The sequence below is a fragment of the Acinetobacter sp. AB03 genome (genome assembly GCF_058107045.1).
This window is the reverse complement of sequence record NZ_JBUEBA010000002.1, coordinates 986,993-1,012,813: the sequence shown is the minus strand read 5'-3', so window position 1 is coordinate 1,012,813 and position 25,821 is coordinate 986,993. Positions and strand designations below refer to the sequence as shown.

Below are 25,821 nucleotides of genomic sequence, written 5' to 3'. Positions count from 1 at the left end.
ATCTTCCCCAAACACTAAACCCTTCAATCATGAAAAAAATGACACCTCTAAATCAGGTGCCATTTCAGTATTGAATCAACTAGCCAGTTCGATTCACGATCTGATTGGCATCTTCAGGATCAACCGCTTGTGCCAAATTAAAATGTTCAGGTGCTTGGCCTGCATGCAAAATCACAGGCACGCTTTTCGAAGCCGGTATTTTGGCGTATTTATCATGGCTACTGAGCGCAACCAATGGATTGGTCTCCGGATAATAGGCTGCGAGGCTACTCCGTGGAATGTTATACGGTACGATACGGAAGCTTTGAACCACACGTTTAACACCATCCGAATAAATACTTTCGATATCCACCCATTGATCTGCAACAAAACCAGCCGCAGCGATATCTTCTGCATTCATAAACAAAACACGGCGCTGACCAAATACCCCACGATAACGGTCATCGAGTCCATACAAGGTTGTGTTGTATTGGTCATGAGAGCGTGTGGTCATTAGGGTATAGACTTTGGCCCCTGTATATTGTTCAGCGTATTTATTCTCTTTATCGGCATACACTTCAGCCAACGGCGTAATTAAGAACTGAGCCTTGCCTACAGGCGTATTCCATACATGCTGATTGGCTGGATGCTCTAAGTGAAAGCCACCCGGCTGATAGACACGTGCATTGAAATCATGGAATTCATCAAAGACCTCTTCAATCGAATCGCGTATACGGTCATAACTTTCTACATACCATTTCCACTTGATATCACTGTCTGGCAAGACGGCTGCCGCCATACGCGCCACAATGTCAGGCTCTGAAAGTAGATTCTTAGAAGCAGGCTCATTACGCTCTGCTGAAAGATGCACATTACTCATGGAATCTTCAACACTGATTGCCTGCGGCCCATGCTGTTGCATATCAACTTCGGTACGGCCCAAACAGGGTAAAAGTAATGCCTCTTTACCACAAACCAAATGGCTACGATTCAGCTTGGTTGCAATCTGTACCGTCAAATCACAACGACGTAAGCCTTCTTGTGTATACGGTGTATCGGGAGTGGCAACAGCAAAATTACCACCTAAACCAATAAAGACTTTTACACCACCTTCATACATCGCCTGAATGGTATCCACCACGCCAAAACCATGTTCACGTGGCGACTGAATGCCGAATACTCGGTCCAGACTATCCAGCAATTTTGGGCTTGGTCGTTCATTGATCCCCATAGTTCGGTCGCCTTGCACATTACTGTGCCCGCGAATCGGTGCTAAGCCTGCCCCTGAGCGACCAATATGCCCTCTTGCCAACATTAAGTTTGCGAGCATATGTACATTCGCAGTCCCATGCCGATGCTGTGTAATCCCCATGCCCCAACAGAAAATGGCCGTTTTGGCATCCAAATACATTTTAGCTAAAGACTCTAAATGCTCGGGGCTAAGTCCCGTATGTGCATGAATATCTGACCATGTAGTTCGATCAATTTCTTCCATCATGGCATCAAAACCGACTGTATTCATTTCGATAAAAGACCGGTCAAAAACGCTCTTTTTCCCAGCTGCCAGTGCTTGAATGTCCCACTCACGTAAATGTTTCAGCATCCCGAACATGAGTGCATAATCGCCACCCACGTTGGGTTGGAAATAATAACGACTAATGGGTGTACTGCCATTGGTCATCATCTCAACAGCTGCTTGCGGATCTTGGAAGCGCTCCAATCCACGCTCTTTGAGTGGATTGATGGCAACGATATTGCCACCACGACGCGACACTTCACGTAAAGTCCCCAGCATCCGCGGATGGTTGGTGCCTGGATTATGCCCAAAACTGAAAATCGCATCGGCGATATCAAAATCTTCTAAAGTCACTGTTCCCTTACCCAAACCAATTGAGTCACGTAAGCCAACACTGGTGGTCTCATGGCACATATTGGAACAGTCTGGAAAATTATTGGTACCAAAAGCACGGACAAAGAGTTGATACAGAAACGCCGCTTCATTACTGGCACGACCAGAAGTATAAAATGCCGCTTGATCTGGATGATCCAAGGCATGTAAATGTTTTGCAATTAAAGTAAAAGCATCATCCCACGAGATGGGCACATATTTATCGGTCGCGCTGTCATAGCGCATTGGGTCGGTTAGACGACCTGAATCTTCAAGCAAGAAATCACTTTGCTCAGACAGCCAACTGACCGTATGGGTCGCAAAAAATTCAGGCGTAACACGTTTTGAAGTGGCTTCAAAGGCAACGGCTTTTGCACCATTTTCACAAAAGTTAAAGGCATGTGCATCTTTCTTTTCAGGCCATGCACAGCCTGGACAGTCAAAACCCGTGGGTTGGTTAATATTGAGGAGCGTAATCGCACCTTTTTTGAAAACTTCCTGTCTCTTTAAGTTTCTTGCAACACTTAACAACGCGCCCCATCCACCCGCAGGATTGGTATAAGGTTCTATTCGTGCATAGCTGGTTTCTTCATCATGCTTTTTATCTTCAGTGTTTTCCATCTCACCGCCCTCAATATTTATCTTCGGTAAAAAGTTCTGCAATGATCAATTCACTGTTCGCTTTGCTCATACTTGCAAGCGATTTGGATTGCTCAACCCTTTTTTATTGCTCTTTTCTTATTCATCATGCCTGCGTTTCTTGGCACAATTCCAAAAACACTTCTGATCAAAAATATCACCCTTTTGATATGCAATTTCAATAGATGAATTATTACAAAAGGCAAAGACTTGATGGATCGTGTTCGAGGAACACCAACTCATTTTTTGAAAATGAATGAACTAAGCGACTTCAATACTCCCTTTGATCTTTAAAATAAAACATTTCATACTCTCGTTTATAAAAACTAAATCGTATGTAAATACGAGGTGGAGCGACTATGGACGGTTCGATGACTACACGCTTAGAACATAGGTCAGCGCAACTGATCGATCAATTTGGCCGTCATAAACATAAACTCCGAATCTCACTGACAGATCGTTGTAACTTTCGTTGTAGTTATTGCATGCCCGATATACCTGAATGGTTGGCCAAAAAGGACATCTTAAGCTTTGAAGAGCTGTTAACATTTTGTGAAATGATGGTCAGTTTAGGTATTCGGCACATTCGCTTAACAGGTGGCGAGCCTTTGATGCGTCAAGGCGTGGTCAATTTTATTGATGCTTTAAATCGGCTCAAGGTACAGGGTTTAGAACGTATTTCCATGACCAGTAATGCTTTCTATTTAAACAAGTATGCACGAGCGCTAAAAGAAGCGGGACTAGATGATCTCAATATCAGCCTCGATAGCATTCATGCAGACACGTTTATGAACATGACCAAACGTCCGATAGCACCTGTTCTCGAAGGCATTACGGCAGCACAGCAAGCCAATCTCCCGATAAAATTGAACTGTGTTTTAGTCGCAGGACAAAATGATCATGAAGTGCTTGAACTGACCCAATGGGCTTATCAACAGAAGATCGCATTACGTTTTATTGAATATATGCCTTTAGATCAACCTAAGCACTGGCAGCGTCAAAAAGTCATCACTGAAGATAACATTGTCCAAATACTTGAACCCCATTTTCAGATTCAGAAACAAGCCAGACAACATGACCCTGCAACCATTTATCTGCTCAATGATCAGTACACATTAGGCATTATTTCCACCATCAGTAAACCTTTTTGTCAAAGCTGTGACCGTTTACGTATCACACCAACGGGAGAGCTTTTTACCTGTTTATTTGCCAACAAGGGAACACCGCTACGTCATTTACTTCAACAAAAAGATCCCGCTTTATTACAGGCCCAGATTCTGAACGCGGTATGGCATAAAAAAGCAGGGTTTATTGAACATCAACATGCCCCAACGCGCAAAATCAGTATGCATGCCATAGGGGGTTAATTCGCGGGTTAATTTTGAGTTTGTCAGTCATTCGACTGTATCCGCATTTATTTTTGTGTTATCTAAATACGTCATAAACTTTTTCTCTTGATCGAACAGTTTCACGTTAAATCAACACTTCAATGTTTCGGAATACTTTATGAAAAACGTTGGCATGAAGCCAGAAAGCTATCGCGTTGCAACTGCAAGCTCTGAACTGCTTGCCCCTGCACATTGTTTACAACTTCTTGCCGACGGCAATACTGAAAAAGGTGATGCTCTCAAAACAGCCCGCATTGCTGGGATTTTAGCCGCAAAACGTACCGATGAACTGATTCCGCTGTGCCATCCGCTACCTATTTATCGTGCCGATGTCGATTTTGAACTACTTGTCGACCGTGTGATTATTCGTGCAACCGTTGAAACGATTGGGCCAACAGGTGTAGAAATGGAAGCGTTGACCGCTGCCAGTATTGCGGCTCTCACCATTTACGACATGCTCAAACCCCATTGCGAACCGCATGAGTTGATCATTCAGCAATGTAAACTCGATCTGAAAAAAGGCGGAAAATCACACTTTAAACGTCATTTGCGTCAGCCTGTTTCTGCGGCAGTATTGGTTCTATCAGATACCGTTGCCGCAGGTCGAAAACCCGATACTGCTGGCCGCTCCGTCGTCGAGACCTTAACCGAAGCTGGTTTTGATCCAATTCACTATCAAATTTTACCTGACGAAGCCGATCAGTTAAAAGCATTGGTCTTAGAGCTCACTCAATCTTATGCCTGCATTATTACTGTGGGTGGAACAGGTATCGGCAAGCGTGACATTACTGTAGATACACTTGAGCCTCTACTTGAGCGTGAGCTCAATGGGCTGATGGAAGCTGCACGTGCTTTCGGACAAAAGCGTACCCCCTATGCTGCGATGTCACGTGGCGTTGCAGGTTTTATTGACCGTTCATTGGTAATTACCCTTCCGGGCAGCCGTGGTGGTGCAAGTGAATCTATGGCAGCCATTTTACCTGCTTTGGTCCATATTTTTGATGTCTGCCGTGATCTCCCCCATCCAGGAGGTTATGAATGAGTTGCTCTAGCGTTGGTTTAATTACACTCGATCAAGCTCTTGAACACTATAGCGCCGTCCAAACATTGCCTGTCGTTACTTTGCCTTTAGTACAGGCGCATCAACATATTTTAGCGGCAGATGTTTTATCAACAGTTGCCTTGCCTCTATTTACCCAAAGTGCGGTTGATGGCTATGCGCTGCGCTCTGAAGACTTGCAAGCTGGAATTACCAGCTTTGAATTGGTTGGTGAAATTCGTGCGGGTATTGAAGAACATATTGAGATTCAAGCAGGTCAAACTGTTCGTATTTTTACTGGGGGCAAGCTGCCAAACTCAGCAGATACTGTGGCTCGACAGGAAATTATCACGCGTAGCCATAAACAAGCGACTCTAACTCAAGCTTTGGACAAAGGCGCAGACATTCGTTATCAAGGTGAGGAGTTATCCATCGGGACAACACTTGCGCAACAAGGCCAGCGTTTAGGCAGCGGTTTAATTGCGGCACTCAGTATGGCGGGTGTTCAGCATGTCGAGGTTTATCGCCAACCTAAAATTGCAGTGCTTATTACTGGTGATGAAGTCAGTACGCAACTGGACAATCAATCTAAAGTGTTCGATGCCAATGCGCCAATGATCCGTACTTGGCTCAAAGAACAGGGTTTTGCTGAAGTGCATTTAGAGCATGTGATTGATGATGAGAAGATACTCACACAAGCGCTCTCGAATGCCATGAATCATTATGATGTGGTCATTACTACAGGCGGTGTTTCGGTTGGCGATTATGACTTGATTCGACCTGTTTCAATGGCTTTAGGTGCAAAAGAGATTTTCTGGCAAGTTGCACAAAAACCGGGTAAACCGCTGTATTTTGCTGAATATCAAACAGACCGTCATCATTCTTATTTGATTGGTTTGCCTGGGAACCCTGCTGCTGTGCTCACCTGTCTTGCTGTACATGTATCGACACTATTAGCGGCTTTACAGGGAGTTACGTCTCCTGCACCCGCTTGGAAAAAAGCTCGCTTCAACGACAGCATTAAACAAGACAGCCGTGAGCAACTGGTTCGCATGGTATTAGATGTCAACGAGTTTGGACAATTAACCGTTTCCAAACTCGGCAAACAACAATCCCACATGCTCAGTAATTTAAATCGAGCCAATAGTATTGTTCGAATCCCTGCTCGATCTGATGCCCCTGTAACATTGGACTATGTCGATTTCATCTCGATCTAAGAACATCGATTGGATAGTGATACAAACCAAGTGCTTTTTGCACACGGTCTTAAGGCATGAACAGCTTTGTCTTAGACCGTACCCTTGAATATTTAACGAGCATTATTATCCCTACATACGAATGTTAGATCAAAGGCATGCAAAACTACCCAGCAACAGCACTAGTGATTTTAGTGGGTGGGAAAGCCACACGAATGAATGAGCCAATAAGCTTTTACAAAGATTTTAGACTATTGTTTTGATGTACTGCTAAGTATAGCCCCTAAAAAAAATGGATTATAGGGGTACAGCATGGAACAAATTGAAACAAGAGAAAGGCAGATAATACAGTATTTATAGGTGTTTGAGGCTATGTTGGTATGTATTGAAATAGGTAAATGGTGCGCTCAGCGGGACTCGAACCCACGCCACAGGCTTCGGAGACCTGTACTCTATCCAGTTGAGCTATGAGCGCGCGAGCACATCATATCAAAAAAAATCACAAGGTAAAGCATCTATATAGCTTAGAGTGATTTTCCTGCTTATGCTTTATACAATGTTCCATATCTGCAACACAGAATTACGAGTAGATTACTTGGTTTATTAGGCATAATCGCTCACAATAGTGCCACTATTAATCATTCGAGAATTTCATGACTGATGCATTGACGTTAAGAGATTTGTCCAAAACCTATAAAAATGGGTTTCAGGCTTTAAAAGGCATCGATTTAACTGTTCCTGAAGGTGAGTTCTATGCCCTTCTTGGACCAAATGGTGCAGGCAAATCTACAACGATTGGTATTATCAGCTCATTGACCAAGAAAACCTCAGGCACTGTCCAAATTTTTGGACATAATCTCGACACGCACCCCTCTCAAGCCAAACAGTGCTTAGGGGTTGTACCTCAAGAGTTTAACTTCGGTCAGTTTGAAAAAACCTTCGATATCTTAGTCACACAAGCGGGCTATTATGGTATTCCTAAAAAAATTGCGGAAGTTCGTGCCGAAGAATATTTAGAAAAACTCGGCTTATGGGAAAAACGCGGTGTTCAAGCCCGTATGCTTTCAGGTGGTATGAAACGTCGCCTGATGATTGCCCGTGCCATGATGCATGAACCGAAACTCCTTATTTTAGATGAACCCACAGCAGGGGTGGACATTGAGCTGCGCCGTTCCATGTGGGACTTCCTCACAGAAATGAACAATAAAGGTACCTCGATCATTTTAACGACGCACTATTTAGAAGAAGCAGAAATGCTATGTCGTCGAATTGCCATTATTGACCGTGGTGTCATTAAAGAAGACACCAGCATGAAAAATTTCCTTAATCAACTGAATGAAGAAACCTTTATTTTTGATTTGGCCGCACCGATTGAGCCGATTCATATCGGCATAATTGGGGTTCGTTTCCATTTAGTCGATGCCGTGACTTTAGAGGTGACCATGGATAGAGCGCATACTCTCAATGACTTATTTCAATTGCTCGAATCGCAAGGAATCCAAGTCCGCAGTATGCGCAATAAATCCAACCGTTTAGAAGAACTGTTTGTGAAGATGGTCGAAAAAAATCTCGAAGGAACTACGCCATGAACTTAAATCAACTTAGCGTAGCTTTATATACTCTGGTGCATAAAGAAATTCGCCGCTTTATGCGCATCTGGCCGCAAACCTTACTTCCACCTGCCATTACCATGAGTTTGTACTTTGTGATTTTTGGTAATTTGGTCGGTTCTCGTATTGGCGAGATGGGCGGTTTTAGCTATATGCAGTTCATCGTACCTGGACTGATTATGATGGCGGTGATTACCAACAGCTATGCTAACGTTTCTTCAAGCTTTTTTAGTGCCAAATTTCAAAAAAGTATTGAAGAATTGATCATGAGTCCTGTACCTTTGCATGCCATTTTATGGGGCTTCGTCTTAGGTGGAATTTGTCGCGGGGTCTTGGTTGGTATTATTGTCACCTCAATGAGCTTATTTTTTACTGACCTTTATATTACCAATTGGTTTGTTACCATTTACACCGTCTTGGTCACCTCGTTCTTATTTTCACTGGGTGGTTTTATCAATGCGGTGTATGCCAAATCTTTTGATGACATCTCCATCATCCCAACATTTGTGCTGACGCCTTTAACTTATTTAGGTGGCGTATTTTATGCCATTTCAGCACTCAGCCCTTTTTGGCAAAATTTATCGTTGATCAATCCGATTGTATATATGGTCAATGCTTTTCGTTTCGGTATCTTAGGTCATAGCGATGTTAACGTCGTCGTCTCCCTATCTGTTATGACCATATGCTGTGCAGTGCTTTATGGCATTGCTTACTATTTACTTTCTCGTGGTTCAGGAATGCGTGAATAATGAGTGTAGAACATTCTCTTTTGGGTAAAGACACCAATTACCCTACAACTTATCAACCCGATATTCTTTTTCCTATTGCCCGTGCTACAGCACGTGAGCAATATGCGCATGTTGAAGGTATTCAACAAGGTAAAGACTGGTGGCATGTTTTTGAAATTTCTTGGTTAAATCACCATGGTGTTCCGCAAGTTGCCATTGGTCGCATCAGTCTTCCTGCCACCTCGCCCAACCTCATTGAGTCAAAGTCATTAAAGCTTTACTTTAATAGCATGAACTTTACTCAGTTTGAGTCTAAAGCGGCATTTAAAGCAACGGTTGAGCAGGATTTATCTGTAGCCGCTGGCGCAGATGTGAATATTGATCTTTTCCATGTCGATGACGTGGAAATTAGTCAACCTGAAGGTATCTGTATAGATGAACTGATTCCGACCCAATTAGAAAATCACCCCAATGCTAATCTGTTGGCATTAGATGATGCTGCGGAAGATGTTGAAGTACAGATTTACTCACATTTACTCAGAAGTAACTGCCCAGTCACTGGACAACCTGATTGGGGCACGGTATTTATCCGATATAAAGGTAAAAAGCCTTGTTATAACAGCATACTGGCTTATATTATCTCTTATCGTCAGCACAACGGTTTCCACGAACAATGTGTGGAACAAATATTTGCCGATATTTGGCAAAATTTGAAACCTGAAAAGCTGATGGTGTACGCAGCTTATACACGTCGTGGTGGTTTAGACATTAACCCTTGTCGTGTGTCAGATGTGTCATGGATGCCCCGCCCAATTCGATTGGCGCGACAATAAAATAAAGAACATTGAGGTTAATACACGATGCCATTTTTTGGTTTTATTCCATCGACTGAACTTTTACAGACTATTCAAACTGCTCAGCAGAAGAAAGACTCAAGTGAACCTTTATATCCACTTCGAGATAAAACAGCACTACTCATCAATGATGAAATTATTGATGCCATTTTGACTGGGTTAGTTCGCCGTTTTCCACCGAGTGATAAACGTGACACAGCCGAGAAACTGGCTGGCTATATTAAGTCAACAGTTGCGGTTCTGTTGAAGCAGCTTTTAGGCAAATCATCGAATGATGTGGTTCAAGCATCGATTCAGTTTTCTGAAAAAAGCTTGTTTAAAGATGCTGAAGGTCAGTTCCGTGTGGGTGAAGCGTTAGATGCAAGCTTAGTGACCAGCCTCAAATATAACTATGCTGAAATTAAAGCAGGCAATGAAGTAGATAAAGCCGCGTTAACCGAACTGTATAAACAGTTTGCTGAAGCGACTGTACGCTACTTCATGAATGACTTTAATAAAACCCTCGATTTGGGCATGATTAAGCGTAAAGCGGCCGATATCGGTTCTGCAGCTGTCATTAAAGCAGTGCATATTGCTGCCAATAAAATCATCCCCAATTTAACCAAAGATGAACTTTTAGCTTTAGCTGAATATCACGACACCTTATTTCATGCTTAAGTACTAAAAGTCTTCGAGACTTTTCAGATCAAAAATGACTCTACGTGTGTAGGGTCATTTTGGTTTCTAAGCTGTAATTTCTTAATCTTTATATAAAGCTATATAAAGGCCATATATAAGCTGAGACCAGATCTTTTTGTCATTGTCACTAGACCCTAAACACTACAATTTTAATTGCCTCTATATAGGGCATGGTGTAGGCTTTAGTGATGATTTAGATTTAAGTGAAGATGATGAAAATACAATATATCAATTGTTTTTTAATAGTGTGTTTTTAGAAATCTATGACAATGATGAATCACAAGAAATCGAATTTAGTTATTCAGAAAATTGGAATTAAACTATGCTAATTATCAATAAATACACTAATCCCCAAACGGGGGCAGTAACAGTATGCTGTCACATTATGAAGAATGAAAAGGTTATTAAATCATATAGTCCAATGCAGGAAGATGATCTTGAGTTATTTAAAGGACGTTTTAAGCGTGCTATGGTTAATCATGTTAGTCACCATTCAAGACTAAATTTTATTGAGATGATGGAAGGGTTTTAAGATGACATTTTATAAAGATTGAAGGAAGACTTTTTATATCAGTCAGTAAAACTTGACTTATATAGTCACGTAAATACTCTGCCTGAAAATCTGCGCCATTTTGAATAATCTGTCCTTTATATAGGCTGAGTTTGTCTTTTTTTGTATACCTATTTGCCCGCTTCAGTACAGACAATGTTATCTTAAAGCCTATTCACGATAGACTCCGTTCACAAGAATTTCGACATAACAGAAACGCGAACTATGGGCTTTACTCTATTCGCTTTGCTCCACTGCCAATAACGACTCTGGAAATTAGACTTCTATGTTAAATTTAAACTTTTATAACAAAGTTAAACGTTTACCTTTATTGATTGGCGCTTTGTCGATCACCAGTTTTTGCCAAGCCAACGATTTCGCTTCTCATCCTGACTATTACAGCTTTAAACAAAAAACCATGCAAAATTATGGCCTGTCTGCTGAACAAGTTGATTGGGCGATGAATGGTTCTAAAAATGTACCCAACATCATCAACATTATGAACCGCCCTGGCGAAAGTAAACCGTGGTACGAATATAAAACCAACTTTATGGCAGAAAGCACCATTCAACGTGGTGTCCGTTTTAAAGCACAGTACGCAGATACTTTAAACCGCGCCGAACAACAATTTGGTGTGCCGCAATCAGTCATTCTCGGCATTTTAGGGGTAGAAACAGGTTTTGGGACGAACAAAGGTAATTTTGTCACCCGTGATGCCTTAGCAACTTTAGGTTTTGGTTACGAACGTCGTAAGCAATATTTCCAAGATGAACTCAGTGCTTTAATCGCTTGGAGCTATAAAGATAGCGTGCCAACCAACTCAGTTGTAGGTTCATATGCAGGTGCAGTTGGTTACCCACAATTTATGCCAAGCAACATTCCAAAGTTTGGCGTGGATTATGATGGCAATGGTCATGTCGATTTACGCAATTCAGCTGTCGATGCCATCGGCTCGATTGCCAACTATTTAGCTAATCATGGCTGGCAACGTAATCAGCCAATTGGATTCGCAGCACGTTATAGTGGCTCGAATCCTGAAGCGGTCATTGCCAAAGATTTAACTTTACCGACGCCTTATGGTGTTTTAAAAAATCAGGGCATTCAACCGACCAATCCGATTGTCAAAATCGATGATTTAGATATGGTGAATGTGATCCAACTACAGGAAAATTATGGGCAAAGTTATTACATCACTTACCCTAACTTTCAAGTGATTACGACCTATAACAAGAGCCGTATGTATGCGACTGCAGTGTGGCAATTAGGGGCTGAAATTGCTAGCCGATAAGGCTAGCTTTTTAATCAAGTTTGAGATGTCAATAAAAAAATATTTAAAAATGATGTAAATTTCAGCATTTTTCACACCTTGTTACAATATTGATTATTTTTTAACCAAAAAATGTTCAGTTTATGTAGTTTTTATCATTATTTTAATTAAACACTAGACATGCTTATGACTGCATGAATATTATCCATTTCGTCAAATGTTGTTGCAAAAGTGAATTAACAGGCAAGTTTTTTTATCTTTCAACCACTTAGTTTAAAGAAAAAAGTATTGTCTTTTGGAGTTTATAAATGCAGTCTTCACTTAAATATATACTGGCCATTGCCTCGACCATCGCGCTGAGCCAATCGCAAGCAGAGATGGTTCAGTCATCATTTACCAATGATAATGATAACTCTCGCCTAGCTGCGCGTGTCTTGAATAAAGACGCTCAAGGCTTCAACTCACACTTCTCAAATTTAAATAGCCTTTCAATCACTGAACGTTCAGGCGATAAAATTCGTCGCGAAACAATCGCTGCAAAAATTGAGATCCCTGAAGAAGAGCCTTCAGTGATTGAAAAGTTAAATACTGTTGCATCAAATACAGTACGTAAGTTTAGTCAAACGGGCATGGCGTCTTGGTATGGTCGTCAGTTCCACGGTCGTAAAACAGCAAGCGGTGAAACATTCGATATGAATGCATTAACTGCAGCTCATCGTAGCTTGCCACTAAACTGCTTTATTCGTGTAACGAATAAAACCAATGGTAAAAGTGTTGTGGTTAAAGTAAATGACCGCGGCCCATTCCACGGTAACCGCGTGCTTGATCTTTCTTATGGTGCTGCTAAGCAACTGGGTATTACCAATGCAGGTACTGCGAAAGTCAGCATTGAACGTATTGATGGGCCAAACTCTTAAGATTCGTCCCTACAACATGCATTTGACAGCAAAGCCACAGTAATGTGGCTTTTTTAATGTTCCATCTTTGCCTCATGTTTTACACAACCGTAAACAACTCGATCTCCATCATTTGATCTTTTCCAGATGCTTAGTTTAAATAAGATGCGAAATCTAATCGATCCGATTTTTTGAAGTGAGTACGCTCATATTTTTACAGCGGTGGAAGACTAGCAAAATTAAATATTTTCTCAGCTCATTCTTATCTGATCAAAGCCAATTTTTCTGCCTACCCTGAACTGTAGTTTTATGCATTCGTCAAATTAGAATGATTTTATGAATTACCTAGTAAATTAAGCGCCATTTTTGCGATATTAGATTCACTATTACCCTGCTTGTTTTATATAATTGAGTCCATTCTATGGACCAAAACTCAAAAGAAAACCTTCTTATTTCTTCAAAGTTCTCAAACCCCGCCTCATTTGCTCTATTTTCAACTTTTTTAGTTCCCCAATCAAAGCTACGCCAATTTGATAGACATAGTAAAAATCGCAAATGGTGAGCATTTATAGCAACACAAATTTAAAAGCAATGAAAAAGATCGGGCTCGCACACTTTTTTATCCTTTTTTCGGTATTTTATGGGCCTATTTGCTGATGAAATGCTAGAAATCGAATAACAGATTCAGACCGTAAAAAAATCCTAAACTCAGCAAAATACTGAGCAATAATTTTCTCGTCAAAAGAGTGATTAACAGCGTAAAAATTGCCCCATAAAAATAACTATTTTGAAGTATCCCTTTCCAGTGCCCGCCTTCGAAAAAAACCAGTGGCAAACAAATCGAAACCATCAGACAAGGCGCCGCATATTTCAGCATGCGTGTCGCAAAGTTAGGCAGTCGAATTTGAGTTTTAGGCTCTAAAAATAAATACCGATTAAAAAAGGTGACACAGGTCAAACTCAAAACAAATAACCAGGTCATGTTTTAGTCCTCTGCTTGATCAAAGAGCGCAGCAACCCACATCCCACTAAATCCAGCCAGCAAAATAGCTGATCCGAGTTCAAACCAACTCAAAATCAGCACCGTGATCGACGAACTCACCACGCCATAAATTGCGGCTTTATTTTGAATCAGCATCACAGCCATAACTAAAAAAACCACAACAATTGAAAACTCTAAGTGGAGATTTGAAAGATCAGGTACTGTATTTGCAAGCAAAATACCCATTAAACTAAACAGCACCCAACAGACATAAAAGCTGAATCCTGCACCCAACATATAGGCATAAGATGGTTTTTCCTTCAGCATCGCGGTGGCGTAGAGTTCATCGGTCAGCAAAAAACCGATACTCAGTCTTCTTTTGAGTGACCATGGCTTTACCTCTTCTCTTAAACTCAGTGCATAAATAAAGTGCTGACTGGTGAGGAAAAATACGGTGATCAGAATACTCAGTAAAGATGCACCCGTCATGAGCATACTCAAGCTGACCAATTGTGCCGCACCTGCAAACACTAACGCTGACATGCCTACAGCTTGCATGACACTCAGGCCCGCATTAATCGCTGCTGAGCCAGCCAATATCCCCCATGGAATAACGGCGACAGAAAGCGGCAACATATCTTGCACACCACGGAAAAAACCTAAACTTTTCTGTTGGATCAATTGCGACTGCACAGCAGCACTCCATTTTTCAATTCATTGGAGTCAATATGCGGCATACCTTAGATGGCTTTCTTGTATGAAATTGCTGTTATTTTAAATTTTATGTGCCAGATATTGCGCAGGCGTACAGCCCAAAGACTTTTTAAAATGACGAGTGTAATGGCTTTGATCAGAGAAACCACAGAGTTGTACTACTGTCGCAATCTCACAGCCTTGTTTAAGTAAATATAAAGATTTACGTAATCGAAACTGTACCAACCATGCATGAGGTGGAAGTCCAGTAAACTTTTTAAATTGACGTAATAAATGCCATGGGCTCATCCCGACGACAGCGGCGAGCTCGGCCAGTTGATGCTCTCTTTCAGGTTCCGCAGCAAGTAGTTCTTGTACCAAGACCACTTTACGCTGTGCTTCGGGCAAGTCTTTTAATATTTTTTTAGATTGATTATAACGGCTTAATAAATAAGCCAAAGTTGAAATATATAAACTCTGCTTAAACAGTGTATTTTTAGGCTGTAATAACAAATCGAACAGCAAATTCAATTGTTCAGCTAACCCTTCATCATGAACCACAGCTTGCGGAAACCACGGCATAGTGCCCGCTTCATGAAAAAAATCTTGACTCACCTCTTGGATCATTTCAGGAGTCGGATAAATTGCCCGATAACACCAGCCAGTTTCAACAGCAGAAGAACCCGTATGTACCTCATCAGCATTCACTAAAATAATATCGCCTTGCGGTGCAATATGCTGATTCCCTGTGCGTAAAAAAGACTGCGCACCTTCATCAATTAAACCAATACAGTAGCCTTCATGGGTATGTTTTGAAAACTGCGTATGTTGATAGGAGGCTTTTAACATTTCAAGACCATCAAGTTCTTGAACATGATGGTAATTTACAAATTCACTGGGTCTGATTTCGTGCATGAGTTGGCCTCTCCTGAACACTCAGCATACTGCTATTCAGCGAAACGTATAGAACAAAATTGCTCTATTACTGATAGGTTTTTCCTTGGTGTTTTAACCAACCACCTTCATGACGCTGTTGTGGATCGTGATGTGTCCAGTGGATCACCCCGCCTTTTTCACTATATTCGTATTCACCATTGAAGCCAACGGTATCCCCTTTTTGTAAGCGTTCAATACGTGGCGCCAAATCAATATTATGTGCAACCAAAACCGTCATTGCATTAGGGAGTTCTACAATAAATTTTTGATGACGAGTACCGTCATTATCATCCTTAAGCACAGCCACAACACGCCCTTGTGATTGAACTTGAATATTACTTTTCCGGCTTTGAAACGCTTGGGCAATTTTTGTTGTGCCCTCAAGCACTTGATTTTGCGGTTGACTGGTCTGTGTAGTGGACTCTACCGTGACTGATGGTGTCGATGTTTGTAATTGATTTTCTTGAAGATCGATTCCGAAATATGCAGCAATCAAAAGGACGATCACCGCACCAATACTTAGGTTGGTTTTGTTGGCCACTTATCTACTTCCCCGTTTTATTTTTATTCATTGTATAAAAAAAGCCCCAAAGGGGCTTTTTTTTACTCAAAATAATTTTTCAATTATTTTGCAGCAGCTTGAGCAGCAGCAACTTCTTCAGCGAAAGAAAGTTCAGCTTTTTTCTCAATACCTTCACCCACTTCAAAGCGAGCGAATTGAACAACCGTAGTACCAGTTGCTTTAAGAACGTCAGCAACTTTCTTGTCGTTGTCGATTACGTACATTTGACGATCAAGAGCAACTTCGTTCAAGTATTTCTCAACTGAACCAGTGACCATTTTCTCAACGATGTTTGCAGGCTTACCAGATTCAATTGCTTTAGCTTCAGCAATTTCTTTCTCTTTAGCGATAAGTTCAGCAGATACACCTTCAGCAGAGATAGCAACTGGGTTGAACGCAGCAACATGCATTGCAATACCTTTACCAGTCGCAGCATCACCTGTGTAAGATACAACAACACCGATTTTTAAACCGTGTTTGTAAACTGCAAGATTTTCGCCTTCAATGATTTGAGCACGACGAACTTGGATGTTTTCACCGATTTTTTGAACAAGAGCAATACGCGCTTCTTCTACAGTTGCACCATCTTCAAGTTTCAATTCAGCAATTTTAGCAGCATCAGTTTCGCCAGCAGCTAACGCAGCAGCAGCAACTTGAGCAGAGAAACCAGCAAAGTTTTCGTCTTTAGCAACGAAGTCAGTTTGGCAGTTTACTTCTAAAAGAAGCGCTTTGTTACCGTCTTGAGCGATAGTGATTGCGCCATCAGCTGCAATGTTACCCGCTTTTTTAGCCGCTTTAGCTTGACCAGATTTACGAAGGTTATCAATCGCTAATTCGATGTCACCATTCGCTTCTGTTAATGCTTTTTTACATTCCATCATTGCAAGACCAGTACGATCGCGCAATTCTTTAACCATGCTTGCTGTAACTGCAGTCATGTCAATCTCCTAAATACGGTAGAAAATGAATTCTTTTTAGAACAGAAACGGCCCAGAGCTGTCTCTTGGGCCGTCTGCATACATGACGCTTACTTTGCCACCATCACATGTCGCAAAAATGACAAGCTTACGTCAAACGCATTAAGCCTCAGGAGCTTCTTTAGCTTCTTCAACTTTAGCTTGTGCATTTGCTTGTGATTGAGCATATTCTTTACCAGCAAGAATCGCATCAGCCATAGCAGAAGCATACAAAGTAACTGCACGGATCGCATCGTCATTACCTGGAATAACGTAGTCTACGTTGTCTGGGTTAGAGTTTGTATCAACGATACCGATTACAGGAATACCAAGGTTTTTAGCTTCTTTAATTGCAATTGCTTCGTGATCAACGTCGATTACGAATAATGCGTCAGGTAAACCACCCATGTTCTTAACGCCGCCTAAAGCGCGTTCAAGTTTTTCCATCTCACGAGTACGCTCTAAAGCTTCACGTTTAGTAAGCTTAGCGAAAGTACCATCTTGAGATTGAGTTTGAAGGTCTTTAAGACGGTTGATAGATTGGCGAAGTGTTTTCCAGTTCGTCAACATACCACCTAACCAACGGTGATCAACATATGGTTGACCAGCACGTTGTGCTTGTTCACGGATGATGTTAGAAGCAGCACGTTTCGTACCAACAAACAATACTTTATTCTTTTTGCTAGCAAGGTTGTTAACAAAGTTCAAAGCATCATTTAACGCAGGAACAGTGTGCTCAAGGTTGATGATGTGAATTTTGTTACGCGCACCAAAGATGTATTGACGCATCTTTGGGTTCCAGAAACGTGTTTGGTGACCGAAGTGTGCGCCTGCTTGAAGAAGGTCGCGCATGCTTACGTTGTAATCTGCCATTTTCTTTACCTTAAAGTTTGGGTTAGGCCTCCATATATCCGCATCCTCCACCCTAACGGGCACCCAGAGAAATGTGTCGATATATGTGCGGATTTTATTGCCCCATCGCACAAAGCCCGTGAAATTTATTCACGAAAAAGCATTTGATAAAATGGGCGGCTATTTATACCATAGTCACACACAAATTTCCAAAAGTTTTTAGAGATCATGAACAGTACTTACGAAGCACCCCGTCGACTCATCAAAAGCGCTGAAGACATCGAAAAGATGCGTGTGGCTGGACGACTGGCGGCTGAAGTCTTGGATATGATCAAGCCACATATTAAACCGGGTGTGACTACACTTGAGTTAGATACGATTTGTCACGATTATATTGTCAATAAACAAGACGCGATTCCAGCATGTTTAGGTTACGGTGCAGCACCAGGTCGCCCTGCTTTCCAACATGTGATTTGTACTTCTGTAAACCATGTGGTCTGTCACGGCATTCCTTCAGATGCAAAAGTGTTGAAAAAAGGCGATATTTTAAATATTGATGTGACGGTCATTAAAGATGGTTTCCACGGCGATACCAACATGATGTACATCGTGGGTGGCGAAACTTCTATTCTCGCGAATCGTTTATGTAAAGTGGCACAAGAAGCAATGTACCGTGGAATAGCAACAGTGAAGCCGGGTTCAACCATTGGCGACATTGGTCATGCCATTCAACAATATGTCGAATCGGAACGTTTTGGTGTCGTGCGTGAATATTGTGGTCACGGTATTGGAACTGTGTTCCATGACGAACCCCAAGTCTTACACTATGGTCAACCAAACTCAGGCATGATTTTAGAAGAAGGCATGACCTTTACCATTGAGCCAATGGTCAATGGTGGTGACTGGAAAACCAAACTATTGGGCGATAAATGGACGGTAGTGACCAAAGACCATAGCTTGTCTGCACAGTATGAACACACGTTGTTGGTCACTAAAAACGGGGTTGAAGTGTTAACTGCACGCCCTGAAGAAGATTTATCACGTTTTCAGTCTTAAATGCTGTCATTGGCATAAAATATGATGCCATCTGTCAAAAAGACCACCTTCGGGTGGTCTTTTTTATAATTAAGCAAATATTGGATTTGAAATTTATTCTTTATTTTACAAACAGCTAGAATCAAAAAATATTCAACAGTAGCTTTCTATTACATTCATTCACCTGTAACAAAGATTGCAAGCTAGTAACATGATCACACAAAACAGGTTTTGACATTCACAAATGTCAAAAACACATGTCCTTCAAAAACAACAGCTTTATCGTAGCTGCAACCTTAATAATACGCTCTATAAAAACGAATAGCTAATTTGGACATGGAGTCCCAGAATGAAAAAAACATTGCTTTGTGTAGCAACGTCTATTGCTGCTTTACCTATGCTCACACATGCAGATTCACCTTATTTTAGTCTACAAGATGGTGATGGCTTTAAACGCTTTTCTGTATCGGTCGGTGCTTTACATGTCATGCCACAAGGTAAAGCCCAACCTTTCCGAGTTAACACATCGGTTAAAGAAGGTGAAACTGCAAAAGTTGGAGATATCAAAGCACAAACGGTGCTCGACAATATCAAGCCAGGAAGTAGCGTCAATCCTCTCTTAAAGGCTACTCTTGATGGGCTAGCTTTAATTAATGCTGATGTCCCCTCAGCACTAAGTGGAACTGCTGAAATCCGTGGACTCAGTCAATGGGATAATCCAGGTACGGGTTTAGAAGCCGATGATGTCACTACATTGGGCATCATGACCAATTACTTTTTTACCGACAATATTTCTTTTGAAATGAAAGCAGGGATTCCACCAAAAGTCGATTTACAAGGTAAAGGAAAAATTTATGCGCCTTTTTCAGCAACTGCAACACCTATGGGCGGAGCTTTAGGAAATTTAGAACTTGAAAATGATATTTTCATTACCGATTTGGAAGCACACGGCCCTGCGGCATCTGCACGTGCATGGACACCTGCTTTCGAGTTCCAATATCACTTTGGTAAAACAGGGGTAAATAAATTCCGCCCCTATATCGGTGTTGGAATGATGTATGCCTACTTTAATGAGCTGGAAATTAACCCACAAACTGAAAAAGACTTGATTGCAGCAGGTCATATGATTGCCAATATTAAAGAAGGAAATGCTGGCGCATCACTTGAAGGGAAAAAAAGTTCAGCCAATCCCAAAGTTAAGCTAGAAGCAACTGATGCCTTCGCGCCTATTGCAACCGTCGGTTTCACCTATGACTTTAATGATAAATGGTTTGCTGTCGGTTCCGTGTCCTATGCTCATCTTAAAAATGAAACCACGATTACCGTCAAAGATGCTACGCACGGTGAACTGATCAAATCTACAGCCGATATTGAAATTAACCCGATTCTGGCTTATGCAGGGGTCGGCTACCGGTTCTAAGCCTTAAAAGAACTACAAAAAAGACGACACCAAGTCGTCTTTTTTCATGAATATTCATTGTTTTTATTGATCAAATAGTCAATTTTTTATCATCGCTTTCAGCAAATAATTCACTTAATATAGCGAACTCTAAGCTCATTTTTTGGTTGAAATATGTCAGAAACTCGTTTTTCCAAACCGCTGATTTATATGCTCATTGGAAGTGCAATAATTCTGGCATTATCACTGGGTGTCCGACATGGCTTTGGACTCTACCTTGTGCCTATGAGTGATGAGTTTGGCTGGGGACATAATGTTTTTAGTCTAGCGATTGCGATGCAAAACCTGATTTGGGGCGCTGCGCAGCCCTTTACAGGCGCATTAGCAGATAAATATGGCTCTAAAATCGTGGTTGCCGTCGGTGGTGTGTTGTATACCATCGGTTTGCTGCTCATGGCAGTCAGCTCTACGGGTTGGTTACTCAACTTAAGTGTCGGTCTTATTTTGGGCCTAGCATTATCTGCGACCTCTTTTTCTGTATTGTTATCCGCGGTGGGTCGTGCTGCACCGCCTGAAAAACGTAGCCTTGCTATGGGTATTGCCAGTGCAGCGGGTTCTTTTGGGCAGTTCATTATGCTGCCGTCAACCTTACTGCTGTTACAAAACTTTGGCTGGTCTGCGGCGTTGGTCGTTAGTGCACTTTTAATTGCGATGATTGTTCCACTGGCCTGGATGCTCAAAGCCCCTGCCTTTGTTGTACCGAATGCGTCAACCAATCAAGTTCAGCTCAGTTTTAAAGATATTTTAGTCATTGCGAAAAACCATAAACCATTTTGGTTCCTATCACTTGGTTTTTTGGTCTGTGGCTTCCAAGTGGTCTTTATCGGTATCCATTTACCTGGCTATTTGATTGACCATGGTTTTAATGCAACCACAGGAACTGTTTTCTTAGCGCTGGTCGGTTTATTTAATATCGTTGGCACCTACACTGCTGGTTGGCTAGGTGGGAAATATTCTAAACCAAAGTTACTGATGGGCTTATATGGGCTCAGAGGCATTGCCATTATTGCCTTTTTAATGCTCCCGCTCAGCACATTCACCATCTATAGCTTTGGTGTGGTGATGGGTTTATTATGGTTATCTACAGTACCTTTGACCAACGGTATTGTGGCCAATATGTTTGGTATTAAGTACCTCAGCATGCTGAGCGGGATCGTGTTCTTTACTCATCAAGTTGGTTCATTTTTCGGTGGATGGCTGGGTGGTGTGAACCATGACGTTACAGGTAATTATGACTTGATTTGGCTGTTCTCTATTATTCTGAGTGTTTTTGGCGTACTGGTACATTTCTTTGTCGATGAAAAGGCGGTTGTCCATGACTAATTCATTTTTATGGCTCAAATGCGGTATCGGCATTAGCATTATTGCTTTGTTTGCTCTGGCGATTAGCCTTTGGCTGAATACGCCTGACCTGTTTGAGTATTTTAATCAGGCATTTTGCGCACATTAAATCTGTATATTTTGAGCTATATATTTCATTATAAAAGAAAAGCAATATAATCATTAGCTTAGTGTTTTTTTAAATTTTTTCATAAGTTTAGAACTTCTTTTAATTTTAAGATTACACATATTTTGATTACATTTTCTCTAGACCCTATATCTAGAGAAAATAATCAAAATGACCGCATTAACCCAACTTTCACAAGCGATTTATGATGCCCCGCGTTGGCATCAACCTGAACAATTTCAAAATCCAGAAGAAATACAAATTATCCCACTGGCGGAAGAAGCCTTAGGTGCTGTGATTTTTGGTTTAGATGCCCGTAAAGCCCAAGCAGGAGAAACCATTTATCGCTTAAAACAAGCTTTGGCTGAACATCTAATTTTAATTTTTAAAAACCAAACTTTGGATGATCTGCAATATTTAGCCTTTGCCAGCTATTTTGGTTCTATTTTCCGTCCAAGTGCAGACAATCCTGTGCTGGCTAGCCAGACTGACACTGGTGTTCCACCCGATGTGGTTCCTGTTTCCAATGCGGTCGGTCAAGGCGACTACACTGGCCATGGCGAACTCACCCCACATGCCGATCACCAGTGGACACCGCTTCCCTCTTTTGGCTCTCTGCTCTATGCCCTTGAGCTTCCTCAAGACGGCGGACAAACCTCTTGGTTCAATACCATCAAAGCCTATGATGCGCTTCCCGATGACGTCAAAAAGCAGATCGACCAGCTACAGCTGATTACTTATAACCCATTCGTCCGTGCGCAAAGTAATACAGGAAATACGGGTTATGGCGACAGCCCTTATTATCGCTTTAAAGATCAACCCATTTTAGGTCTTGCCTATCCGCATCCCTTAGTCCGCACACATCCAGAATCTGGGCGTAAAGCGCTTTGGCTCAATACCCGTTCGGAAGTTGAATTACTCAATGTCGATGATACCGAAGGCAGTGAACTGATTGCTGCACTTCGTACGCACATCCTGAAACCTGAGTTTCGCTATGAACATCACTGGGAAACTGGAGATATTGTCTTTTGGGATAATCAGGTGACACTACATTCACGTCGCCCCTTTCCTGTCGATCAACGTCGCTTACTCAAACGTATTAGTCTTGCAGGTGGGCGTCCGTACTAGGCGATAAATAAAATGAATAATTCATTGGCATGACACCAAAATGTCACGATTGTTTTAGATAATCTATTAAAAAACCAATAAAAAAAGCCCATCGTTTGATGGGCTTTTTTTATTTCTATGACTTAAGCATTGCGTTTCGCAAAGTCATCCATAAAATTCACTAGGGCTTGAACGCCTTCTAGTGGAACTGCGTTATAAATACTTGCGCGCATCCCACCAACTGAGCGGTGACCTGCAAGGTTCAACAAATGGTTTTCTTCAGCTTCTTTGAGGAAAAGTTTCTCCAAATCTGGATTCGCCAAAGTAAACGGCACATTCATAATTGAACGGTTTTGCACAGCAATTGGGTTCGCATAAAAATCGCTTGCATCGATATAACCATAAAGCAGTTTCGCCTTTTCAAGGTTCACTTTATGAATCGCTTCAACACCGCCTTGTTCAAGCAACCATTCAAATACTAGACCGGATAAGTACCAAGCATAGGTCGACGGTGTATTGACCATCGAATCATTCTTCGCTTGCGAAGCGTATTTCAAGATGCTTGGAATTTCAGGTTTGGCTTGATCTAGCAGATCTTCACGAACAATAACCAAGGTTAAACCCGCTGGGCCAATGTTCTTTTGCGCGCCTGCATAGATGATACCAAATTTAGTCACATCAACAGGTGCAGACAAAATACTTGAAGACAGGTCTGCAACCAATGGCGCATTGGTTTCTGGAATAGCCGCAAACTGAAGACCACCAATCGTTTCATTGTCTACATAATGCACATAAGCCGCATCTTGAGATAAGTTCCAAGTGCTTGAGTCTGTAATGGCAAGTTTTCCATCAATTTGCGTACCCGCTTCAATGACGTTGATATCACCATAACGCTGCGCTTCTTTCAGTGCTTTTTCAGACCAAATTCCAGTATGGATATAGTCCGCTTTGCTGTTTTTACCCAACAAATTTAAAGGAATCGCGGAGAACTGAAGTGAAGCACCACCTTGAAGGAACAAGACTTTATAGTTCTCTGGAATGTTCATGAGTTTACGTAAATCTGCTTCTGCTTTTTCAGCCACAGCAACATAGTCTTTACTACGGTGACTCATTTCCATGATGGAAAGACCCTTGCCTTGCCAATCAAGCATTTCAGCTTGTGCTTTTTCTAAAACGGCAGTAGGTAATGCAGCAGGACCAGCACAGAAGTTGTACGCGCGCATGATTTTTCCTTTCAAAGTGAAACACAATAAAATGATGGCATTTAACCACAGATAGCCAGTGTTTGCAGTAAATTCAACTGAAAATATTTCAATGTAATCTCACCTTTACAGTCAAAAACTCAATCAAGATCAACGATCCAGTTTTAACCCAGCACTGCTCAATCAATTACAGCAGTGCTTTCCCATTCACCTAAGCTCAAACGAAAGCATTTCCTTTGCTTAAAAATGTCGCTAATCTATTGATATACATTTGCAAATTAAACAATTCAGTAACTGAGTCAGCATTCAGAACAGTTAGATTATGCGTATAATGTGCAAAAACATAGAAAAGAGTCGTGCTCATGCCACAAAGACTATTCAACATGCTTAATACACCAGCCAACAAATTCTTATTGCGTACATCACTGCCATCAATCTTGTCATTAAGCATGTTCGGTCTCAGTCTCGGAATCAGCTCGACGACTTTTGCTGCATCTATCAGCTATCAACAAGCTGAGCAAAGTGTGTTACAAGACTCGTATAGCACACAGGCCACCCAAGCCTTACAACAAGCCTCAAAACTAGAAGCTGAAGCGGTCAAAGGTTTGGGGCTCCCCCGTATCGATCTGAACGTACGTGCCTATGCTTTTCATAATGAACTTGATGTGCCTCTTGGTGCACTCAAAAATAATTTAGAACACACACTTTCTCAAAACATTAATGACCGTATAAATCAACAAAACCTGCCACCTAATATTTCTGATCCTTTAAAAGAAGGTATTAATCAAACCATCCATAATGGTGTCGGGCTTATTCCGAATAGCTCGCAAATTACCTTAGAAGATCAAGTCATACGCCCGACCATTTCTGCAATGATGCCGCTTTATACAGGTGGGTTAACCTCAAGTGCAAAACAAGTCGCCAATATCAAAGCAAAACGTAGCGAACTCAACAGTAAACAACAGCAAGACCTACAACGCTTTGAGCTGATTCAAGCTTATTTCAATGTCCAACTGCAAAAACAGTTACTCGCATCTAGCCAAAATAATTGGCATGCAATGCAAAAACACTATGACAATGCACTTAAACTCGAACAACAGGGCTTTATTAGTAAAGGCCAGCGCATGCAATTTGAAGTGGCAAAAAACAATGCACAACGCAGTGAGCAAGCCAGTCAGGCCAATTTAAAAGCCAGTTTATTTCAACTGAATAACCTTTTGCAAAGCAGCCAAATTACTGAGCTCACCACACCACTCTTTATTAACAGTACCCAAAACCAAGATCTGAATACCCTACTCAGGTCGTATGCAGATCAATCGGCTTTAGTACAAAAACTGCAAATGGACACTCAATTGGCACAAGCCAATGTCACCGCACAAAACGCCGCCAAGAAACCACATATTTTTGCCTTTGGTGAATACAGTCTGGACGATAAAAATAACTGGATCGTTGGTTTAGCCGCACAGTACAATCTGTTCTCAGGCATTGATAAAAACAAAAATGTCCAAGCAGCAGAGTTACAACGCTACGCTTCTGAACTGATGACAGCACGGACTAAACAAGAAATTGAAAATGTGATTTATAAATCGTATAGCGAAGCCACCACAGCGCAGCAAAGTGATCAGTTATTACAGCAAAATATAAAAGCAGCGCAAGAAAATTTACGTATACAAGAACTGTCCTTTAAAGAAGATATGGGAACAGCGACCCAAGTGATCGATGCACAAAATATGCTCAGTGCTTTAAAAGCAGAAACCGCACTGAATGCCTATAAATATGTCATGTCACTGGCGACGCTTCTACAAAGTCATGGTTCGATCCATCAGTTCCAAACCTATCTTCTGCAACCCAATACGCGATTTATTCGTTAATTCTTTG

At 41.5% G+C, this 25,821-nt stretch carries 24 protein-coding genes and 1 tRNA gene; 16 read left to right on the top strand and 9 right to left on the bottom strand.

All coding sequences use genetic code 11. The features are described from left to right. Positions 1-79: 79 nt before the first annotated feature. A complete protein-coding gene (locus tag ACY3FQ_RS05280) occupies positions 80-2,488 on the bottom strand; it encodes an FdhF/YdeP family oxidoreductase (protein WP_489773672.1) in 2,409 nt (802 codons plus the stop codon). Between the two features lie 377 nt (positions 2,489-2,865). Between ACY3FQ_RS05280 and moaA the strand changes: the two genes are divergently transcribed. The 3 genes from moaA (at position 2,866) to ACY3FQ_RS05265 (ending at position 6,150) form a co-directional block, all read left to right on the top strand. Continuing rightward, the gene (gene moaA / locus ACY3FQ_RS05275) at positions 2,866-3,873 is read left to right on the top strand and encodes a GTP 3',8-cyclase MoaA (protein ID WP_489773671.1); all 1,008 of its coding nucleotides are present in this window, start codon (positions 2,866-2,868) and stop codon (positions 3,871-3,873) included. Between the two features lie 139 nt (positions 3,874-4,012). Next, the gene (moaCB, locus tag ACY3FQ_RS05270; RefSeq protein ID WP_004695990.1) at positions 4,013-4,936 is read left to right on the top strand and encodes a bifunctional molybdenum cofactor biosynthesis protein MoaC/MoaB; all 924 of its coding nucleotides are present in this window, start codon (positions 4,013-4,015) and stop codon (positions 4,934-4,936) included. Beyond that, positions 4,933-6,150, top strand: a complete 1,218-nt coding sequence (locus tag ACY3FQ_RS05265; RefSeq protein ID WP_489773670.1) for a molybdopterin molybdotransferase MoeA — start codon at positions 4,933-4,935, stop codon at positions 6,148-6,150. The genes moaCB and ACY3FQ_RS05265 overlap by 4 nt, the downstream gene beginning before the upstream one ends. Positions 6,151-6,528: 378 nt before the next feature. Here the strand turns inward: ACY3FQ_RS05265 and ACY3FQ_RS05260 are convergent. After that, positions 6,529-6,604, bottom strand: a tRNA-Arg gene (locus ACY3FQ_RS05260). A 178-nt stretch (positions 6,605-6,782) separates the two neighbouring features. On the opposite strand from ACY3FQ_RS05260, the gene ACY3FQ_RS05255 reads away from it, so the two are divergent. The 7 genes from ACY3FQ_RS05255 (at position 6,783) to ACY3FQ_RS05225 (ending at position 12,733) form a co-directional block, all read left to right on the top strand. Then, on the top strand, positions 6,783-7,718 hold the full coding sequence (locus ACY3FQ_RS05255) for an ABC transporter ATP-binding protein (protein ID WP_236769704.1): 936 nt from the start codon (positions 6,783-6,785) through the stop codon (positions 7,716-7,718). Further along, positions 7,715-8,488 carry an ABC transporter permease gene (locus ACY3FQ_RS05250; protein WP_489773669.1) on the top strand — a complete coding sequence of 258 codons (774 nt, stop codon included), beginning with the start codon at positions 7,715-7,717 and terminating at the stop codon, positions 8,486-8,488. The genes ACY3FQ_RS05255 and ACY3FQ_RS05250 overlap by 4 nt, the downstream gene beginning before the upstream one ends. After that, positions 8,488-9,300 carry an NADPH-dependent 7-cyano-7-deazaguanine reductase QueF gene (gene queF / locus ACY3FQ_RS05245; RefSeq protein ID WP_489773668.1) on the top strand — a complete coding sequence of 271 codons (813 nt, stop codon included), beginning with the start codon at positions 8,488-8,490 and terminating at the stop codon, positions 9,298-9,300. The genes ACY3FQ_RS05250 and queF overlap by 1 nt, the downstream gene beginning before the upstream one ends. A gap of 27 nt (positions 9,301-9,327) precedes the next feature. Beyond that, a complete protein-coding gene (locus ACY3FQ_RS05240) occupies positions 9,328-9,978 on the top strand; it encodes a hypothetical protein (protein WP_489773667.1) in 651 nt (216 codons plus the stop codon). A gap of 343 nt (positions 9,979-10,321) precedes the next feature. After that, the gene (locus tag ACY3FQ_RS05235; RefSeq protein ID WP_333641674.1) at positions 10,322-10,531 is read left to right on the top strand and encodes a hypothetical protein; all 210 of its coding nucleotides are present in this window, start codon (positions 10,322-10,324) and stop codon (positions 10,529-10,531) included. A 304-nt stretch (positions 10,532-10,835) separates the two neighbouring features. Further along, complete coding sequence (gene mltB / locus ACY3FQ_RS05230; protein ID WP_489773666.1) at positions 10,836-11,837, top strand: lytic murein transglycosylase B; 1,002 nt, start codon at positions 10,836-10,838, stop codon at positions 11,835-11,837. 287 nt (positions 11,838-12,124) lie between these two features. After that, positions 12,125-12,733: a septal ring lytic transglycosylase RlpA family protein gene (locus ACY3FQ_RS05225; RefSeq protein WP_004695839.1), complete on the top strand. Its 609-nt coding sequence runs from the start codon at positions 12,125-12,127 to the stop codon at positions 12,731-12,733. A 643-nt stretch (positions 12,734-13,376) separates the two neighbouring features. Here the strand turns inward: ACY3FQ_RS05225 and ACY3FQ_RS05220 are convergent. The 6 genes from ACY3FQ_RS05220 to rpsB form a co-directional block, all read right to left on the bottom strand. Continuing rightward, positions 13,377-13,694 (bottom strand): AzlD domain-containing protein, encoded by a 318-nt coding sequence (locus ACY3FQ_RS05220; RefSeq protein ID WP_130234928.1) that lies wholly within the window; start codon positions 13,692-13,694, stop codon positions 13,377-13,379. A gap of 3 nt (positions 13,695-13,697) precedes the next feature. Then, entirely contained in the window at positions 13,698-14,387 is a 690-nt protein-coding gene (locus ACY3FQ_RS05215) for an AzlC family ABC transporter permease (RefSeq protein ID WP_165382169.1), read from the bottom strand. An 81-nt stretch (positions 14,388-14,468) separates the two neighbouring features. Beyond that, positions 14,469-15,302 carry an AraC family transcriptional regulator gene (locus ACY3FQ_RS05210; protein WP_130234926.1) on the bottom strand — a complete coding sequence of 278 codons (834 nt, stop codon included), beginning with the start codon at positions 15,300-15,302 and terminating at the stop codon, positions 14,469-14,471. A gap of 67 nt (positions 15,303-15,369) precedes the next feature. Next, positions 15,370-15,864: a DUF3465 domain-containing protein gene (locus ACY3FQ_RS05205; protein ID WP_489773665.1), complete on the bottom strand. Its 495-nt coding sequence runs from the start codon at positions 15,862-15,864 to the stop codon at positions 15,370-15,372. 83 nt (positions 15,865-15,947) lie between these two features. Further along, positions 15,948-16,823 (bottom strand): translation elongation factor Ts, encoded by an 876-nt coding sequence (tsf, locus tag ACY3FQ_RS05200; protein ID WP_004695824.1) that lies wholly within the window; start codon positions 16,821-16,823, stop codon positions 15,948-15,950. A gap of 141 nt (positions 16,824-16,964) precedes the next feature. Next, a complete protein-coding gene (gene rpsB / locus ACY3FQ_RS05195; protein ID WP_004982536.1) occupies positions 16,965-17,714 on the bottom strand; it encodes a 30S ribosomal protein S2 in 750 nt (249 codons plus the stop codon). Positions 17,715-17,921: 207 nt separating this feature from the next. On the opposite strand from rpsB, the gene map reads away from it, so the two are divergent. From map to ACY3FQ_RS05170, 5 genes are all read left to right on the top strand, one after another. Then, positions 17,922-18,749, top strand: coding sequence for a type I methionyl aminopeptidase (gene map / locus ACY3FQ_RS05190; protein WP_004695821.1), 828 nt, complete (start codon positions 17,922-17,924; stop codon positions 18,747-18,749). 328 nt (positions 18,750-19,077) lie between these two features. Further along, the gene (locus tag ACY3FQ_RS05185) at positions 19,078-20,148 is read left to right on the top strand and encodes an OmpW/AlkL family protein (RefSeq protein ID WP_004982538.1); all 1,071 of its coding nucleotides are present in this window, start codon (positions 19,078-19,080) and stop codon (positions 20,146-20,148) included. Between the two features lie 153 nt (positions 20,149-20,301). Next, complete coding sequence (locus tag ACY3FQ_RS05180; RefSeq protein ID WP_236769713.1) at positions 20,302-21,510, top strand: MFS transporter; 1,209 nt, start codon at positions 20,302-20,304, stop codon at positions 21,508-21,510. Beyond that, entirely contained in the window at positions 21,503-21,637 is a 135-nt protein-coding gene (locus ACY3FQ_RS05175; protein WP_004982541.1) for a hypothetical protein, read from the top strand. Before ACY3FQ_RS05180 ends, ACY3FQ_RS05175 begins: the two co-directional genes overlap by 8 nt. Before the next feature lie 168 nt (positions 21,638-21,805). Continuing rightward, a complete protein-coding gene (locus ACY3FQ_RS05170; RefSeq protein ID WP_489773664.1) occupies positions 21,806-22,762 on the top strand; it encodes a TauD/TfdA dioxygenase family protein in 957 nt (318 codons plus the stop codon). A gap of 122 nt (positions 22,763-22,884) precedes the next feature. Here ACY3FQ_RS05170 and serC read toward each other — a convergent pair whose 3' ends face one another. After that, positions 22,885-23,964 (bottom strand): 3-phosphoserine/phosphohydroxythreonine transaminase, encoded by a 1,080-nt coding sequence (gene serC / locus ACY3FQ_RS05165; RefSeq protein ID WP_325086462.1) that lies wholly within the window; start codon positions 23,962-23,964, stop codon positions 22,885-22,887. 341 nt (positions 23,965-24,305) lie between these two features. Between serC and ACY3FQ_RS05160 the strand changes: the two genes are divergently transcribed. Then, positions 24,306-25,814 carry a TolC family protein gene (locus tag ACY3FQ_RS05160; RefSeq protein ID WP_439098907.1) on the top strand — a complete coding sequence of 503 codons (1,509 nt, stop codon included), beginning with the start codon at positions 24,306-24,308 and terminating at the stop codon, positions 25,812-25,814. Positions 25,815-25,821 lie beyond the last annotated feature (7 nt).

Coding starts and splice junctions, on each gene's coding strand:
- ACY3FQ_RS05280 (WP_489773672.1), bottom strand. CDS start 2,488: ATGGAAAACACTGAAGATAAAAAGCATGATGAAGAAACCAGCTATGCA.
- moaA (WP_489773671.1), top strand. CDS start 2,866: ATGGACGGTTCGATGACTACACGCTTAGAACATAGGTCAGCGCAACTG.
- moaCB (WP_004695990.1), top strand. CDS start 4,013: ATGAAAAACGTTGGCATGAAGCCAGAAAGCTATCGCGTTGCAACTGCA.
- ACY3FQ_RS05265 (WP_489773670.1), top strand. CDS start 4,933: ATGAGTTGCTCTAGCGTTGGTTTAATTACACTCGATCAAGCTCTTGAA.
- ACY3FQ_RS05255 (WP_236769704.1), top strand. CDS start 6,783: ATGACTGATGCATTGACGTTAAGAGATTTGTCCAAAACCTATAAAAAT.
- ACY3FQ_RS05250 (WP_489773669.1), top strand. CDS start 7,715: ATGAACTTAAATCAACTTAGCGTAGCTTTATATACTCTGGTGCATAAA.
- queF (WP_489773668.1), top strand. CDS start 8,488: ATGAGTGTAGAACATTCTCTTTTGGGTAAAGACACCAATTACCCTACA.
- ACY3FQ_RS05240 (WP_489773667.1), top strand. CDS start 9,328: ATGCCATTTTTTGGTTTTATTCCATCGACTGAACTTTTACAGACTATT.
- ACY3FQ_RS05235 (WP_333641674.1), top strand. CDS start 10,322: ATGCTAATTATCAATAAATACACTAATCCCCAAACGGGGGCAGTAACA.
- mltB (WP_489773666.1), top strand. CDS start 10,836: ATGTTAAATTTAAACTTTTATAACAAAGTTAAACGTTTACCTTTATTG.
- ACY3FQ_RS05225 (WP_004695839.1), top strand. CDS start 12,125: ATGCAGTCTTCACTTAAATATATACTGGCCATTGCCTCGACCATCGCG.
- ACY3FQ_RS05220 (WP_130234928.1), bottom strand. CDS start 13,694: ATGACCTGGTTATTTGTTTTGAGTTTGACCTGTGTCACCTTTTTTAAT.
- ACY3FQ_RS05210 (WP_130234926.1), bottom strand. CDS start 15,302: ATGCACGAAATCAGACCCAGTGAATTTGTAAATTACCATCATGTTCAA.
- tsf (WP_004695824.1), bottom strand. CDS start 16,823: ATGACTGCAGTTACAGCAAGCATGGTTAAAGAATTGCGCGATCGTACT.
- rpsB (WP_004982536.1), bottom strand. CDS start 17,714: ATGGCAGATTACAACGTAAGCATGCGCGACCTTCTTCAAGCAGGCGCA.
- map (WP_004695821.1), top strand. CDS start 17,922: ATGAACAGTACTTACGAAGCACCCCGTCGACTCATCAAAAGCGCTGAA.
- ACY3FQ_RS05185 (WP_004982538.1), top strand. CDS start 19,078: ATGAAAAAAACATTGCTTTGTGTAGCAACGTCTATTGCTGCTTTACCT.
- ACY3FQ_RS05180 (WP_236769713.1), top strand. CDS start 20,302: ATGTCAGAAACTCGTTTTTCCAAACCGCTGATTTATATGCTCATTGGA.
- ACY3FQ_RS05175 (WP_004982541.1), top strand. CDS start 21,503: ATGACTAATTCATTTTTATGGCTCAAATGCGGTATCGGCATTAGCATT.
- ACY3FQ_RS05170 (WP_489773664.1), top strand. CDS start 21,806: ATGACCGCATTAACCCAACTTTCACAAGCGATTTATGATGCCCCGCGT.
- serC (WP_325086462.1), bottom strand. CDS start 23,964: ATGCGCGCGTACAACTTCTGTGCTGGTCCTGCTGCATTACCTACTGCC.
- ACY3FQ_RS05160 (WP_439098907.1), top strand. CDS start 24,306: ATGCCACAAAGACTATTCAACATGCTTAATACACCAGCCAACAAATTC.